Below are 13,659 nucleotides of genomic sequence, written 5' to 3'. Positions count from 1 at the left end.
CCGGCGGCACGGCCGGCTACCAGCCGCCTCAAAACGAAACCGCGACTCGTCTCTGTAGCCCGCGGGCCGCTACTCCTTGCTGAAGCACGATCCCGGCGGTGAGGTGGTCATGGCGATAGCGGCCTGGTCCTCGTCAAGGGCATCGACCGGCAGCGGGTCCTGCCCATCGCGAGCGCGCAGACCGTCGAGGAAGATGGCCACGTACCGACGCCACAGGTCGGCGTCGACGTGCCCGGCGAATTCACTGACCGTCCCTGCCAACAGGCCCAGGATCGGCATGTCACTTTCGGAGATGCCAGGGCGCAAATAGCCGTCATTTTGGGCCCGCTCAACAAGTTTCGCGAGCTTCGGGACCAGGCGGGTGCGTGCCGCATCCACCCGGTTGCCCCCACCGCCCTTGCCGTACAGGATTTCCCGCAGGCCGCGATCGGTGGCCGTCTGCTGCCCCATCTGTTCGACGAACCACGTGAATCCCGCCCAGGAGTCCTCGAATTCCAATGCCGTGTCGGCCATGGCGGCGACCTCGTCGATCGCGTCCTCGAAGATGGCCTCGATCAGCTCGTCCTTGGTGGAGAACCGGCGATACACCGTGCCGACGCCGATCCCGCCGTGGTGCGCCACCTCGTTGAGTGTGGCGCTGAGGCCCTGTGTCGCGAACAGGTCGCGGGCCGCGTCGATCACTCGCTGCCGGTTGCGCACGGCATCCTTGCGCAACGGTCGATCTGTGGTCGGGCGGGCCATCACCCCCGCAGTGTAATCCGGGACACCATTGCACTAAGTGGATTGACGCCATCCACTTACCGGAATAGTTTCATGCCGGACACTGCGACCGGCTCACGATCGCGGTTCGCGATCGGGAGGGCGCGCTGCATGACACGACACCACCGGGCCGTACCTGCGTTGGCCGCCGCCGCTGTCGGAATCGTCGTGGCGGTGTCCGGTTCCGGACCTGCGCATGCCGATCCCGACACCGACTTCGCGAACCAGTTGCACACCTACGGCATCTACGGCCCGAAGGACTACAACGCCTGGCTGGGGAAGATCGCGTGCCAGCGGCTGAGCAACGACGTCGACCACGACGCTTATCAGTCGGCCAAGTTCGTCGCCACCAACCTGTCGCGGCAGAACGCCACTCAGCAGAACTGGCAATTCCTCAGTGCCGCAATAGATTTCTACTGCCCGGACAAACGGTCGGTGCTGGAAGACGTCGCGCAGCAGTCGCAGACAGGAGCTCGCGCATGACGCTTCGATCGCTCCGTATCGGATTGGCCGCCGTGGTGGTCGGCCTGGCGGCAGCCGCGCTGCCCCTTGCCGCGCCGGCCGGTGCCGATGCCACCGACGACTACCCGATCCCGCGCCGGATCATCACCACCACGTGCGATGCCGAGCAGTACCTGCAGGCGGTGCGTGACACCAGCCCGGTGTACTACCAGCGCTACATGATCGACCGGAACAACCGCCCCGCCGATATCCAGCAGATGGCGCAGGACCGCATCCACTGGTTCTTCTCTCTGGACCCGGTCGGCCGCCGGCAGTACTCCGAGGACACCGCCACCAACGTCTACTACGAGCAGGTGGCCACCCACTGGGGCAACTGGGCCAAGATTTTCTTCAACAACAAGGGCGTGGTCGCCAAGGCGACCGACGTCTGCATGGGCTATCCCGCCGGCAACATGCAGGTCTGGGACTTCGCCTCCAACAGCTGAGTGATTTTCGTCTGAATTTCGCTGCTGACCAAGGGTTTTCCGGCGGGAATCAGATTTGCCTGCGCGTGGCAGGAATGCGGCGGGCTCGCGCCAGGTTGTAACGAAGACGACATTTAAATGGATGGACTCTATCCACTTTTTCCGTTAGGTTACCTAGCTAGATGTCCGGGGGCGCATCAACGGCGGTGTGCCTGCCCATGCCCGACGACCGCGCGGTCGGCAACTTCTGGAGAAGGCAGCGATGACAAGAGTGTTTCGGCGGGCATGGCTACCGCTGCTGGTGATCGTCGCGGTCGCCGGCGGCGTGGTGATCGTGTCGAATGTGCGACAGGTGTTCGGGTCGAATCCCGTCGTGATCACCGAGAAGAGCTCGGACAACGCCGAGGACTTCAACCCCAAGTTCGTCAAGTACGAGATCTACGGCACGGGTAGCACGGCCACCATCAACTACATGGACCTCGAAGGCAAGCCGCAGCGCGCCGCGGGGGTGTCTTTGCCGTGGACGTTGACGCTGTCGACCACCTTGCCTTCTGTACAACCCAACATCCTGGCCCAGGGCGACGGCAACAGCATCAGCTGCCGGGTCAGTGTCGATGACGTGGTCAAAGAAGAGAGGACCGCCACCGGTATGAACGCCGAAACCTTCTGCTTTGTGAAGGCCGCATGAGCGCGCCGGCCGACGAGGCCCAGACCGACGCCATTCCGGTGGTGGAGAACAAGGGGCACAAGGGGATACCGCGGTTCATCCGCCGGTTCGCGGTGCTCATCATCCTGGCGTGGATCGGGGTCATCGCCGCGCTGAACACCGTCGTCCCGCAGCTCGAGGAAGTCGGCAAGCTGCGCGCGGTGTCCATGAGCCCGAATGACGCGCCCTCGATGATCGCCACCAAGAGTGTCGGCAAAGTGTTCGACGAGTACACCACCAGCAGTTCGGTGATGATCGTGCTCGAAGGCGATCGTCCGCTGGGGGCCGACGCGCACGCGTTCTACGACAAGATGGTCAGCGATCTGCGCGCCGACACCACCCACGTACAGCACGTCCAGGACTTCTGGGGCGACACGCTGACCGCCAAGGGCGCTCAGAGTCGCGACGGCAAAGCGGCCTACGTGCAGGTCTACATCGCCGGTGACCAGGGTGAGACGCTGGCCAACGAGTCGGTCGCCGCGGTGCGCCACATCGCCACCGAAAGCCCTGCTCCGCCAGGGGTGAAGGCCTACGTGACCGGTCCGGCGGCGACCAGCACCGATCAGAACGTCGTCGGTGACAAGAGCATGGAGCTGATCGAACTGGTGACCTTCGGCGTCATCGCGGTCATGCTGCTCTTGGTCTACCGATCCGTCATCGCGACCTTGCTCGTGCTGGTGATGGTGGTGCTCGAACTCTCCGGGGCGCGCGGTCTGGTGGCATTTCTGGGCTACCACAACGTTTTTGGGCTGACCACCTTCGCCACCAACCTGCTGGTGACGCTGGCGATCGCCGCCGCGACGGACTACGTCATCTTCCTGATCGGGCGTTATCAGGAAGCGCGACGTGTCGGCGAGGACCGAGAATCGGCCTACTACACCATGTTTCACGGCACCGCGCATGTGGTGCTGGCCTCGGGCCTGACCATTGCCGGCGCCACCTTGTGCCTGCACTTCACCCGGTTGCCGTACTTCCAGACCATGGGCTTCCCGCTGGCCATCGGCATGGTGATGGTGGTCGCGATGGCGCTGACCCTGGGACCCGCGGTGATCTCGGTCGCAACCCGCTTCCGCCGGGTCCTCGAGCCCCGAAAGAACACGCGCACCGCCGGCTGGCACCGCGTCGGCACCGCGACGGTGCGCTGGCCCGGTGCCATCCTGGTCGGCGCCGTGGTGGCGGCGCTGGTGGGCCTGATCGCGCTGCCGGGCTATCACACCATCTACGACGACCGGATCTACCTGCCCAAGGACATCCCCGCCAACGTCGGCTATGACGCTGCGTTCCGGCACTTTTCGCAGGCCAAGATGAACCCGGATTTGATGATGGTCGAGTCCGATCACGATATGCGCAACCCGGCGGACTTCCTGGTGATCGACAAGATCGCCAAGGCGCTCAAGAACGTGCACGGAATTGCCCAGGTGCAGACCATCACCCGACCTGACGGTGACCCGATCAAGCACTCGACGATCCCGTACACGGTCGGACAGAGCGGCTCCACGCAGCTCATGAACAACGACTACATGCAGACCAACCTGGACAATCTGCTCTCGCAGGCCGACGATCTGCAGAACAGCATCGACGCCATGACCGAGATGATGAGCGTCCAGAAAGATCTGGCGGCGGTCTCGCAGCGCATGGCCGACAAGATGAAGACCACCTCGGATGACATGGGTGACACTCGAGATCACCTGTCCGACTTCGATGATTTCTTCCGGCCCATGCGCAACTACTTCTACTGGGAGCCGCACTGCTTCGACATCCCGGTGTGCTGGTCCATGCGGTCGGTCTTCGAGAGCATCGACGGCATCAGCCTGATGTCCGATGACTTCCAGGCCATCGTTCCCGACATGCAGCGCATGGCCGACCTCATGCCCAAGATGGTCGCGACGATGCCGAAGCAGATCGCGTCGATGAAGCACCAGAAGCAGGTGCTGCTGAACCAGTACCAGATGCAGAAGGCGCAGCAGGACCAGACCATCGCGATGCAGAAGACCGGCACCGCAATGAGCGAGGCGTTCGACGCGGCCAAGAACGACGATTCGTTCTACCTGCCGCCGGAAGCCTTCGAGACCGCGGATTTCCAGCGCGGCCTCAAGCTGTTCATGTCGCCGGACGGCCATGCGGTGCGGTTCACCATCATTCACCAGGGCAACCCGTTGACGCAGGAGGGCACCTCGCGCATCGAACCGCTCAAGGTCGCCGCGGCCGACGCGATCAAGGGCACGCCCCTCGAGGGCTCCTCGATCTACCTCGGCGGTAGCGCAGCCATGTACAACGACATGCAGATCGGTGCCGATTACGACCTGATGATCGTCGCGGCTGCGGCGCTGATCCTGATCTTCATCATCATGTTGGTCCTCACCCGTGCGGTCGTCGCATCGGCGGTGATCGTCGGCACCGTGGTACTCAGCCTGGCCTCGGCCTTCGGTCTGTCGGTACTGCTGTGGCAGCACATCGTGGGTATTCCGTTGCACTGGATGGTGTTGCCGATGTCGGTCATCGTGCTGCTGGCGGTGGGTGCCGACTACAACCTGCTGCTGGTCTCCCGGATCAAGGAAGAGATCCACGCCGGGCTGAACACCGGCATCATCCGCGCCATGGTGGGCACCGGTTCGGTGGTCACCTCGGCGGGCCTGGTGTTCGCCTTCACCATGATGTCCATGTCGGTCAGCAAGCTGATCATCATCGGCCAGGTCGGCACGACCATCGGTCTGGGTCTGCTGTTCGACACCCTCGTGGTGCGGTCACTGATGACGCCGTCGATCGCCAGCCTGCTCGGACGCTGGTTCTGGTGGCCGCAGCGCGTGCGTCAGCGCCCGATTCCGCAGCCGTGGCCGAAGCCGATCCCACGCGAATCCGACATGGCGTCCGTCTGATGCAGTTGATGAGTTCGGCTTCACGACAGTCGATTTCGCGGCGCCGACCGTCATGCGCGTGAGGTGGATCACCTGCGGTGGGTGGTTTGACCAATCCAGATCGGGTAGACAGTAAATGGGAGAACCGGGGCCAGTGTCTGTCCCGTTACGGGTTTCAGGTCGAGTTGGGGCGGTCTAGATGAACCGAAATAATCGATGGGTTACTGCCTGTGCGGCAGTCGTCTTGTCAAGCGCGGGCGTTGCCGCAGGCGTCGCCGGGTCCGGCAGTGCCGCTGCGGAGGCGTGCCCGGACGTACAGGTGGTATTCGCCCGTGGCACCTTCGAGCCCGCCGGTGTGGGTGGTGTCGGGCAGGCGTTCGTGGATGCGCTCCGCGCCCGGACGCCGGGGAAGTCGGTGGACGTCTACGCCGTCAATTACCCTGCGTCCCTTGATTTCGCGACCGCCGCCGACGGCGTGATCGACGCGAAGAACAAGGTCATGGCGACCGCGAGCGCCTGCCCGAACACCAAGGTCGTGCTCGGTGGCTACTCGCAGGGCGCGGCGGTCGCGGCGTACATCACCGAGGACAGCGTGCCGCAGGGCTTCACGTTGCCGCCCGGGCTGAGCGGGCCGATGCCGGCTTCGGTGGCCGATCGCGTGGCCGGGGTGGTCCTCTTCGGAAAGCCGTCCAGCGGCTTCCTGCAGATGATCTACACCGGCGCGCCGCCGATCACCGTCGGTCCGCGCTACGTCGGCAAGACCGATGACATCTGCATCCCGGAGGATCCGGTGTGCTCGCCGACCGGCGGCGACCAGGGTGCCCACGGTGCATACCAGGCGCGGGGGCTCACCGACAGCGCCGCGGACTACGTGGCGAGCCGGGTCGGGGGCACGGCCAAGCCGGCGCAACCGACAGCTCAGGCTGCCGGGGTCAACTAGTCAACCGGCGTAATCGCGGTACTACCACGGCGATTCGCGGACCGGCGGCCGTCGGGTAAGACGTGCGTCGACGCCGATCATCCGGGTTGGCGTAGGACGCGCTGATTGGGGGTACTCCCGAGGGTATGACGGCACACCCAGCAGTCTTGTTCGACGTCGACGGCACGTTGGTGGATACGAACTATCTGCACGTACATGCGTGGCTGCGCGCATTCGCCGACGAAGACCTGTTGGTGCAGGCATGGCGCGTGCACCGGTGCATCGGAATGGATGGGACGTCGCTGGTCCACGACTTGTGTCCCGATGTGTCCGATGAAACCGAGGAACGACTCAAGAAGCTGCACAGCCGCTACTACCGCGAGTCCGCGGGACTGATGCGGCCGTTGCCGGGCGCACGCGAGCTCTTGCACGGAGTCGCTGATCGGGGTCTGCAGGTCGTCCTGGCCACGTCGGCGCCTGAGGACGAGCTGGAGCTGACGCGCGGGGTCCTCGACTGTGACGACGTGGTCTCGGCGGTCACCATGTCCGGCGACGTGGATACGGCCAAGCCTGAGCCCGACATCATCGAGGTGGCACTCGACAAGGCCGGCGTCGGTCCGGCGCAGGCGGTGTTTGTGGGGGACGCGGTCTGGGACGCGCAGGCATGTGCGCGGGCGGGGGTCACGTCGATCGGTCTCCTGACCGGTGGAGTGGGCGGCGATGAATTACGTGCCGCCGGAATGGCTGAGGTCTTCGATGGCCCCGGCGCACTGCTGGCCCATCTGCGTGAGAGCGCCATCGGAGCCTTGCTCGGCTGAGCGACGTCGCGGCGAGACACGCCTGCGGTCAGGATTATTCGGGCGGTTCGATCGGAGGTCGCCACCCTGTCGGCACCCCGATCTTCTCCGTGTTGTGCGGGCCGCCGATGTAAGCGACGAGATTTTTCGGTTCGTAGTAGTGCGGCTTCACTTCATGGAGTTCGAGCGCGGTCGAGGCGATGGCTTCGCGGTCCCAGTCAGTCGCGCCGATCGGACGGATATAGGGCGGGATGAGCCGATAGAACAAGGTGCGTGAGTTCTGCGGAAGTTGCAGTGGGTCCGGATGCACCGAGGTGCGGTCGGCCCTGGTCGCAGTCGGATTCGGTGGTGGGGCGTACGCGCACTCCCGATACTCGAAGGCGCCGGGCTCGAAGTGCAGGCCGTACTCCTGTGCACGCCCCACCATCCACGGCAGGGTGATGTCGCTGAGACCGGGCGGGTCGTAGCCGCCACCGATGTCGCAGTGCACACCGGCGAACCACACCTGCTCGACGCGCTGGGTCTCGGGTGCGTCCGATGCCTGCTCCCAGACCGCGGGCCGGAAGGGCCCTCGCTTCTCGTCGATCGCCAGCGCCTGAAACGCACCGTGGACCTTGGTGCTCAGCGCCGTGTCGTGAAACTGGAAGCGCCGGTTGAAGAAGTTGACCAGGCGCAGCCCGTTCAGCGGGATGCCGAGCGCGCCGACGGTGTCCCAGACGCCGATGAAGTGGATGTCCGGGTCGTGCGAGTACGAGCTGCGGAACAGGGTCGCCTCGATGCTCCGGGGGTGGCTCGTGCTGCTGCGCCCGCGATAGAAGCTGTACGCCTCGCCGATCTTGTCGGCGTACTCGCGACGCAGGATTCCGCAATTGCGGACAAACCCGGCGGTGCTGCGGGCGGTGAAGGCGCCTCGGCTGAAGCCGAAGAAGAACAGTTCGTCGCCGGGGTCGTAGTTTTCGACCAGGAAGCGGTACGTGTCGCGGACATCGCGGGCCAGCCCGAGGCCGAAGGCACCTCCGCGGATTCGTTCGTACCGGCTGGTCCCAACGCCGCGGTGGTAGAACATGCGCTGCTCGCGGTCCTTCAGGTCGCGAGGTGCAATCGCCAATGCGAGTTTGGTGACGTTGGTCGGGCTGGGCGTCCCACGGGTGTGTTGGTCGGGGGTGTTCCAGGTGCCATCGCAGCACACCACCAGTCGTTTGGACATCCGTCGCTCCTTCCTCGGAGATCAGGCTCAGGTCCAGAGATTGACGAAAAGAATGCTCATCGATATCAGTGCGTCGTGGGTGCCTCTCGCTCTTTCTCGCAAAAACGATAGCCTTTTGGAGTGCCGATTCTGGTCGATCGCACAAAACAGTCCGTGTTCGTGCCCGAGCGCATCAAATTATGCCGGTCGATGCTGCGCCAGGTACACAACAGCAATCTCAATTATTGCTTCACCAACAATTTTCACACCATTTTCAGCGGGGTTCCGGCGCAAGGCACGAATTTGATCTTGAATCGGGCGGGCGACACGGACGGGTCGTCTGATAGGTGCGTGAACTGCGTGTTAGGGGCCGGTTTCCGGAATCGGGCCGGGGTCTGGTGAATAGTCGTAATCGATCGCCGGCCCGGCTCGCGATTGTCCGCGTTATTGCGAAACGAAGCCCTGGTAGGCAAACGCTGCATTACCTCGGCCACGTCAAATTTCTGAAGTGAATCCGCCACGATCGATGTCATTCACCAATGGCCGTCGCCACTGGTATCTGGCTTTCGGTGCATCGTCGCGACAACCTTCGAACCGGCGCCCGCCGGCGTTGCCAACCGCTACCCGGATTTCGCCGTGAGGGTGCCGGCGGCAACGGCGGCGGCATTGATTCGGGTCAGTACTTCGTGCAGGCGTTCCAGCTCGTCGAGGCCGACGCCCAGTTGTTCGACCACCGCCGGCGGAATCTTCAGTGCGCGGCGACGTAGCGCGACGCCTTTCGGTGTCAGCGTGATGTGGGTGGTGCGCTCGTCGGTCGCGCTGCGGGTGCGGCGGATGAGCTCGAGCGTCTCGAGCCGCTTGAGCATCGGGGACACGGTGGCCGAATCCATCTGCAGCAGTGCGGCGATCTGCTTGACGGTCAACGGCTCCTGCTTGGCTTTCGCGTTGTCCCACAACGCCAATAGCACGAGGTATTGCGGATGCGTCAGCCCGAGCGGTTCGAGCAGTGGCCGGTAGATCGCGAGGACCGCACGGTTGGTGATGGCCAGCGCGAAGCAGACCTGCCGTTCGAGGGCCAGCGGGTCGACGTCTTCCGAGACAGCGGACATGTTGCCCAGCTTATTACCAATTAGGGCCCTAACAGTTTGTGTCGTAGTGCCCGGCGCGGGGTTCTCGATGGCGCGTGATCCGGCCGGCGAGTGTCTCTCGCCGCCGGCGTACGTGAGTTGTTTCACCCCTGTGGAATAGCAAGCTAAATGATAGTGTCCTAACTATTAGGGTACGAAGAGCATGGTGCTCGTCGACCTCATCAGGCAAAGGAGTCGTCATGGTCGCCGACAGTCCGACGTTCTGGCAGCGCATCACCTACGCCTACGGGCGGCGCTTACCGGACCACCTGCGGGAATGGGTTCGGCAGGACCTGACCGACGACGGCGCCGTACGCCGGCACATGATCCGGTACGCCATCCCGCCGATCTTCGTGCTGGCGCCGTTGTGGCTGCTGCCGGCATCGGTGTACGTGCACTCCGAAATGACGCTGCCGATCTACTTCTGGGCCCTCGTGATGGCGTTCGTGCTCAACAAGGTGTGGCGTCGCTACCGTCTGACTCAGCACGGCCTCGACCCGAACCTGATCGACGAAGTCCTGCGGCAGAAGCAGTCGCAGATGCACGACCGCTACGTCGAGCGTTTCGGTCCGCGACCGGAATCCGCCAAATGGCAGGCGAACAGCCGACCGTTCTGACGTGCGGCCGGCGGCCGACGTCATCCCAGGAGGGATTCGCTTGCTTCCCGGGCGCGCTGCGCTGCCTCGGTATCGCCGGTGATGGCGGCGGTCACGATCGCGCCTTCGGCCAACAGGCACAAGGGTTCCGGCGGTGCCTCGGTGACGGCGGCGACCCAGCCCGCAATCTGCTCGTGGAATGCCTGCTTGTGGGCGCGTACTTCGGCCACGACTGCCGGCGAGGTGGCGCCGAGCTCGCCGTAGGCGTTGATCCAGGCGCAGCCCCGGAAGCCCGGCTCGGCGAACCACTGTCCCAGCCAGTCGAAGACGGCCAGGACTCGCTCTCGTGGATCTGCACGCTGTTCCACGTAGTCGGTGAGGCGGCCGCGCCAGCGGCGGTCGCGGCGTTGCAGCATGGCGACGATGAGTTCTTCCTTGGTTGCGAAGAGCCCGTAGATGCGCTTCAGTGCGATCCCCGCCGCCTCGCGAATGTCGTCCATGCCGACGGCTTGGATGCCGCGCTCGTAGAAGAGGGTCTCCGCGGCGTCCAGCAGCGCCTCGCGGTCGCGGGACTTCTGTTCGTCGCTGATCGGCGCGGGCATCCGAATTTCCTCCTTGACGTTGAGAACGCTCGTTCCCTACGCTAGTCGAATCGCGTAGAGAACGCACGTTCTCAATGAGAGAAAAGAGAGAGTCATGTCCGAACAACGTCCGCCCGTCCCGCCGTTCACGAAAGAGACCGCACTCCAGAAAGTGCAGGCCGCCGAGGACGCCTGGAACACGCGCGACCCGCAGCGTGTCGCCCTGGCGTACACGCCCGACTCGGTCTGGCGTAATCGGGACACGTTCGTCACCGGTCGCGAAGAGATCGTGCCGTTCCTGACCGCCAAGTGGCAGCGCGAGCACGACTACGCCCTGCGCAAGACACTGTGGGCGTTCTCCGAGAACCGCATCGCCGTCAAGTTTCAGTACGAGTGGCACGATGCCGCGGGCCAGTGGTGGCGCAGCTACGGCAATGAGCTCTGGCAGTTCGACGCGGACGGCTTGATGGAACGCCGCGAGGCGAGCATCAACGACGTGCGAATCAACGAGGGGGATCGGCGCATCTTCGGCCCGCGTCCGGAGCGTGACCGCGGCGTCGAGATTCCGCTCCAGTAGGTGCCGGGCCAGCGCCGTCCGCCGGCTCACCGCACGCCGAGGCAAGAGAAACGCCCCATGCCAGCACCTGGGCCACATTGGCCGGCAGGGCGGGCAGGTGAACCTGCCCGCCGCGGGAACTCACGCGAATCCCCGTGAGTATTGAGGCGGGTGCGGCAGCGTCACCCCGAGGTGTTGCGCGGCGTCGCGGACCCAGTTGGGATTGCGCAGCAGGGCACGGGCGACGAAGACGGCGTCGGCCTCGCCGCCGGAGACGACCGCTTCGGCTTGCTCGGCTTCGGTGATCAGTCCGACCGTCGCAGTGGGGATATCCGCCTCGGCGCGAACCCTTTTCGCGAAGGGCACCTGATAACCGGGGGCCACCGGGATGCGGGCATCGGGAATCGCGCCGCCGCTGGATACGTCGACGAGGTCGACCCCGGCCTTCTTCAAACCGACGGCGAGGGCGACGGTGTCCGCGACGGTCCAGCCCGGTCGCGGGTCGTCGGTGTCCCCGGCAAGCCAGTCGGTGGCGGAAACCCGGAAAAACAGGGGCAGATGCTGCGGCCACGCGGCGCGAACCGCTTCGGCGACCTGCAGCGCGAATCGCATCCGGTTGTCGAGCGATCCGCCGTACGCATCGGTGCGCGTGTTGGACTGCGGGGACAGGAACTGGTGAATGAGATAGCCGTGGGCGCCATGGATTTCGAGGACCTGGAAGCCGGCTGCGGCGGCTCGCCGGGCGGAATCGGCGAAGCTCGCCACGATTCGCTCGATCTCGTCGACGTCCAGTACGGCGGGAACGGGACGATGTCCGAACGCAATGGCGCTGGGGCCCAGCGTCGTCCAGGATTCGGGAGTCCGGCTGGGGTCCGGCCAGGGCCGCCCGGTGGCTGCCTTGCGGCCGCCATGCACGATCTGGATGCCCGGCACCGAACCCTGCTCGGTGATGAAGTGCGTCAACCGCCGAAATGCCGGAATCTGGCGGTCATCCCACAATCCGAGGTCATAGACGCTGCTGCGGCCGACGGGGTCCACGGACGTCGCCTCGACCATCGCCAGGGCGACGCCACCGACCACTCGCGCACCGAAATGCTGTAAATGCCAGTCGGTCGGGGTGCCGGCTTCCGGTCCGTCGGCGACGCCGGAGAACTGCATCATCGGCGACATCCAGGCCCGGTGCGCGAAGGTGACACTTCGGAGGGTGAGCGGTGTAAAGAGTGTCGACATCAGTTCACTCCCAGGAAGTTTCGGGCCGCTCGGGTCAGTGCGTCCTCGTCGGGCCCGTACTTGACCGCGAACCGTACCGGGTCCGATTCGGCCATGTCGAAGGGATAGTCGCTGCCGCAGACCACCTTGTCCTTGCCGGCGATCTTGCCGAGCAGTTCGAGTTGCGGGGCGTCATGGGTGACGGTGTCGAAATACAGATCGGCGACGACGTCGGACGGCAATCGGCTGCCTGCGGCGCGGACATCGGCACGGGCCCGCCAGCCGTGGTCCCACCTGCCGAGCAGACCGGGTGCGCAGCCGCCGCCGTGCAGGAAGCAAATGCGTAACTCGGGCAGTTCGTCCTTCAGACCGCTCAGCACGAGATTCGCGACCGCAGTGGCGGTTTCGACGGGGTTGCCGATGAGGTTGGCCAGATAGTAGTCGCTCCACTCCGGCCGGCCGATCTGCATGGGATGCACCAGCACTGCGAGATCGAGACGAGCGGCCTCGGAGACGATGTGCCGCAATGCGCCCCGATTCAGTGAGTCGCCGTCGACCACCGGCGGTATTGCGACGCCGACGATGCCTGCGGCGTCACGCAGCGCGGTCAACTGCGAGGTGATGTCTCCGGGTTCGCCCAGGGCGACGATGCCCAGCCCCAGGAGCCGTCCGTCGGATGTTCCGACGACATCGGCCAGCGCGGTGTTGAATGCGCCGGCGTACTCGGCGCCGGCCGCGGTGAGCGGAAAAGCGAACGGAGGCGCGGAAAGTACGCGTACCGCGACGCCGGCGCGGTCCATGTCGGCGGTGATCGCGGTCGCGTCGCTCATGGCATCGGTGGCGATCGACAGCGGGAGGTCACCGAGATGCAGCTGGCCGTCGCGGTCATTCATCGGGCCGTACGGGGCGCCGGGCGGCAGTGCGAACAGTGCACGGGGCAACCAATGGGCGTGAACGTCGATGACGCCGTCGGCGATGTGCGGTCTCATCGCGCGATCTCCAACGCGTCGTTGGCGCTGTCGAGATGCTCGACGGTGGTGAAAATCAGCTCGGTTTCGCCGATGTTCTCGATGTCGTGCAGCAGGAATTCGCCTGGCCCGAAATGGAAGTGGCGGGTCTCCCCGGCTTGATACGAGACTTCGCGGACGGTGCCGTCGTGGGTGTGCTGGCGGCTGCTGCCTGCGTTGATCGCCGTCCAGAAGTAGTCCAGCACATGCCGGTGGGCGTGCCAGCGCTCACCTGGCGCCAACCGGATCTCCCACACTCGGACCCGAGAGTCCTCGCTCAGCAAGCGGGATCCGACGTTTCCGTCGAAGGCGTGCTCGGCGAACTCGGTCTTGAGCCAGCCCGGCCAGCTCTCGAAGTCGGTGGCCACCAGCTCACCGGCGAGCGGTAGGTCGGTCAGATAGTTGTTGTCGGTCATTTTCGAATTCCTTTCGTCG

General features: G+C 64.9%; 16 protein-coding genes. 9 read left to right on the top strand and 7 right to left on the bottom strand.

Annotation, left to right across the window (positions count from 1 at the left end; genetic code table 11):
* Positions 1-69 precede the first annotated feature (69 nt).
* On the bottom strand, positions 70-741 hold the full coding sequence (locus tag VXD91_RS02285) for a TetR/AcrR family transcriptional regulator (RefSeq protein WP_346414525.1): 672 nt from the start codon (positions 739-741) through the stop codon (positions 70-72).
* Positions 742-870: 129 nt separating this feature from the next.
* Between VXD91_RS02285 and VXD91_RS02280 the strand changes: the two genes are divergently transcribed.
* From VXD91_RS02280 to VXD91_RS02255, 6 genes are all read left to right on the top strand, one after another.
* Complete coding sequence (locus VXD91_RS02280) at positions 871-1,242, top strand: DUF732 domain-containing protein (RefSeq protein ID WP_346414524.1); 372 nt, start codon at positions 871-873, stop codon at positions 1,240-1,242.
* A complete protein-coding gene (locus VXD91_RS02275) occupies positions 1,239-1,706 on the top strand; it encodes a DUF5078 domain-containing protein (RefSeq protein WP_346414523.1) in 468 nt (155 codons plus the stop codon). Before VXD91_RS02280 ends, VXD91_RS02275 begins: the two co-directional genes overlap by 4 nt.
* Before the next feature lie 241 nt (positions 1,707-1,947).
* Positions 1,948-2,373 (top strand): MmpS family transport accessory protein, encoded by a 426-nt coding sequence (locus tag VXD91_RS02270; RefSeq protein WP_029105884.1) that lies wholly within the window; start codon positions 1,948-1,950, stop codon positions 2,371-2,373.
* Entirely contained in the window at positions 2,370-5,267 is a 2,898-nt protein-coding gene (locus VXD91_RS02265; RefSeq protein ID WP_346414522.1) for an MMPL family transporter, read from the top strand. Before VXD91_RS02270 ends, VXD91_RS02265 begins: the two co-directional genes overlap by 4 nt.
* 178 nt (positions 5,268-5,445) lie before the next feature.
* Positions 5,446-6,186 (top strand): cutinase family protein, encoded by a 741-nt coding sequence (locus tag VXD91_RS02260; protein WP_212806774.1) that lies wholly within the window; start codon positions 5,446-5,448, stop codon positions 6,184-6,186.
* 125 nt (positions 6,187-6,311) lie between these two features.
* On the top strand, positions 6,312-6,983 hold the full coding sequence (locus VXD91_RS02255) for an HAD family hydrolase (protein ID WP_212806773.1): 672 nt from the start codon (positions 6,312-6,314) through the stop codon (positions 6,981-6,983).
* Positions 6,984-7,017: 34 nt separating this feature from the next.
* Here the strand turns inward: VXD91_RS02255 and VXD91_RS02250 are convergent, their stop codons facing one another.
* Positions 7,018-8,169, bottom strand: coding sequence for a DUF2235 domain-containing protein (locus tag VXD91_RS02250; RefSeq protein WP_212806772.1), 1,152 nt, complete (start codon positions 8,167-8,169; stop codon positions 7,018-7,020).
* 120 nt (positions 8,170-8,289) lie between these two features.
* Here VXD91_RS02250 and VXD91_RS02245 point away from each other — a divergent pair, with 120 nt between their 5' ends.
* Complete coding sequence (locus VXD91_RS02245) at positions 8,290-8,550, top strand: hypothetical protein (RefSeq protein WP_346414521.1); 261 nt, start codon at positions 8,290-8,292, stop codon at positions 8,548-8,550.
* Positions 8,551-8,768: 218 nt separating this feature from the next.
* Here the strand turns inward: VXD91_RS02245 and VXD91_RS02240 are convergent, their stop codons facing one another.
* A complete protein-coding gene (locus tag VXD91_RS02240; protein ID WP_346414520.1) occupies positions 8,769-9,257 on the bottom strand; it encodes a MarR family transcriptional regulator in 489 nt (162 codons plus the stop codon).
* Positions 9,258-9,475: 218 nt separating this feature from the next.
* Here VXD91_RS02240 and VXD91_RS02235 point away from each other — a divergent pair, with 218 nt between their 5' ends.
* Positions 9,476-9,892, top strand: coding sequence for a DUF5313 domain-containing protein (locus tag VXD91_RS02235; RefSeq protein WP_212806769.1), 417 nt, complete (start codon positions 9,476-9,478; stop codon positions 9,890-9,892).
* A gap of 20 nt (positions 9,893-9,912) precedes the next feature.
* On the opposite strand, the gene VXD91_RS02230 is transcribed toward VXD91_RS02235, so the two are convergent.
* On the bottom strand, positions 9,913-10,473 hold the full coding sequence (locus tag VXD91_RS02230; protein WP_346414519.1) for a TetR/AcrR family transcriptional regulator: 561 nt from the start codon (positions 10,471-10,473) through the stop codon (positions 9,913-9,915).
* A 94-nt stretch (positions 10,474-10,567) separates the two neighbouring features.
* Here VXD91_RS02230 and VXD91_RS02225 point away from each other — a divergent pair, with 94 nt between their 5' ends.
* Entirely contained in the window at positions 10,568-11,029 is a 462-nt protein-coding gene (locus VXD91_RS02225; RefSeq protein ID WP_212806767.1) for a nuclear transport factor 2 family protein, read from the top strand.
* Between the two features lie 120 nt (positions 11,030-11,149).
* Here VXD91_RS02225 and VXD91_RS02220 read toward each other — a convergent pair whose 3' ends face one another.
* From VXD91_RS02220 to VXD91_RS02210, 3 genes are read right to left on the bottom strand one after another with little or no spacing between them, the layout of a single operon-like run.
* Positions 11,150-12,238 carry an NADH:flavin oxidoreductase/NADH oxidase gene (locus VXD91_RS02220; RefSeq protein ID WP_346414518.1) on the bottom strand — a complete coding sequence of 363 codons (1,089 nt, stop codon included), beginning with the start codon at positions 12,236-12,238 and terminating at the stop codon, positions 11,150-11,152.
* Entirely contained in the window at positions 12,238-13,206 is a 969-nt protein-coding gene (locus tag VXD91_RS02215) for an amidohydrolase family protein (protein WP_346414517.1), read from the bottom strand. The genes VXD91_RS02220 and VXD91_RS02215 overlap by 1 nt, the downstream gene beginning before the upstream one ends.
* On the bottom strand, positions 13,203-13,640 hold the full coding sequence (locus VXD91_RS02210; protein ID WP_212806764.1) for a hypothetical protein: 438 nt from the start codon (positions 13,638-13,640) through the stop codon (positions 13,203-13,205). Before VXD91_RS02210 ends, VXD91_RS02215 begins: the two co-directional genes overlap by 4 nt.
* Between the last annotated feature and the right edge of the window lie 19 nt (positions 13,641-13,659).

It is taken from the genome of Mycobacterium sp. SM3041 (genome assembly GCF_039668335.1).
In the GTDB taxonomy this organism is placed as follows: Bacteria; Actinomycetota; Actinomycetes; order Mycobacteriales; family Mycobacteriaceae; genus Mycobacterium.
Note: the sequence above shows the minus strand (reverse complement) of the source record. Positions and strands in the feature narration are given on the sequence as shown.

Excerpts from the sequence above, each read along its gene's own strand:
- VXD91_RS02285 (WP_346414525.1), bottom strand. The coding sequence starts at position 741 with ATGGCCCGCCCGACCACAGATCGACCGTTGCGCAAGGATGCCGTGCGC.
- VXD91_RS02280 (WP_346414524.1), top strand. The coding sequence starts at position 871 with ATGACACGACACCACCGGGCCGTACCTGCGTTGGCCGCCGCCGCTGTC.
- VXD91_RS02275 (WP_346414523.1), top strand. The coding sequence starts at position 1,239 with ATGACGCTTCGATCGCTCCGTATCGGATTGGCCGCCGTGGTGGTCGGC.
- VXD91_RS02270 (WP_029105884.1), top strand. The coding sequence starts at position 1,948 with ATGACAAGAGTGTTTCGGCGGGCATGGCTACCGCTGCTGGTGATCGTC.
- VXD91_RS02265 (WP_346414522.1), top strand. The coding sequence starts at position 2,370 with ATGAGCGCGCCGGCCGACGAGGCCCAGACCGACGCCATTCCGGTGGTG.
- VXD91_RS02260 (WP_212806774.1), top strand. The coding sequence starts at position 5,446 with ATGAACCGAAATAATCGATGGGTTACTGCCTGTGCGGCAGTCGTCTTG.
- VXD91_RS02255 (WP_212806773.1), top strand. The coding sequence starts at position 6,312 with ATGACGGCACACCCAGCAGTCTTGTTCGACGTCGACGGCACGTTGGTG.
- VXD91_RS02250 (WP_212806772.1), bottom strand. The coding sequence starts at position 8,169 with ATGTCCAAACGACTGGTGGTGTGCTGCGATGGCACCTGGAACACCCCC.
- VXD91_RS02240 (WP_346414520.1), bottom strand. The coding sequence starts at position 9,257 with ATGTCCGCTGTCTCGGAAGACGTCGACCCGCTGGCCCTCGAACGGCAG.
- VXD91_RS02235 (WP_212806769.1), top strand. The coding sequence starts at position 9,476 with ATGGTCGCCGACAGTCCGACGTTCTGGCAGCGCATCACCTACGCCTAC.
- VXD91_RS02230 (WP_346414519.1), bottom strand. The coding sequence starts at position 10,473 with ATGCCCGCGCCGATCAGCGACGAACAGAAGTCCCGCGACCGCGAGGCG.
- VXD91_RS02225 (WP_212806767.1), top strand. The coding sequence starts at position 10,568 with ATGTCCGAACAACGTCCGCCCGTCCCGCCGTTCACGAAAGAGACCGCA.
- VXD91_RS02220 (WP_346414518.1), bottom strand. The coding sequence starts at position 12,238 with ATGTCGACACTCTTTACACCGCTCACCCTCCGAAGTGTCACCTTCGCG.
- VXD91_RS02215 (WP_346414517.1), bottom strand. The coding sequence starts at position 13,206 with ATGAGACCGCACATCGCCGACGGCGTCATCGACGTTCACGCCCATTGG.
- VXD91_RS02210 (WP_212806764.1), bottom strand. The coding sequence starts at position 13,640 with ATGACCGACAACAACTATCTGACCGACCTACCGCTCGCCGGTGAGCTG.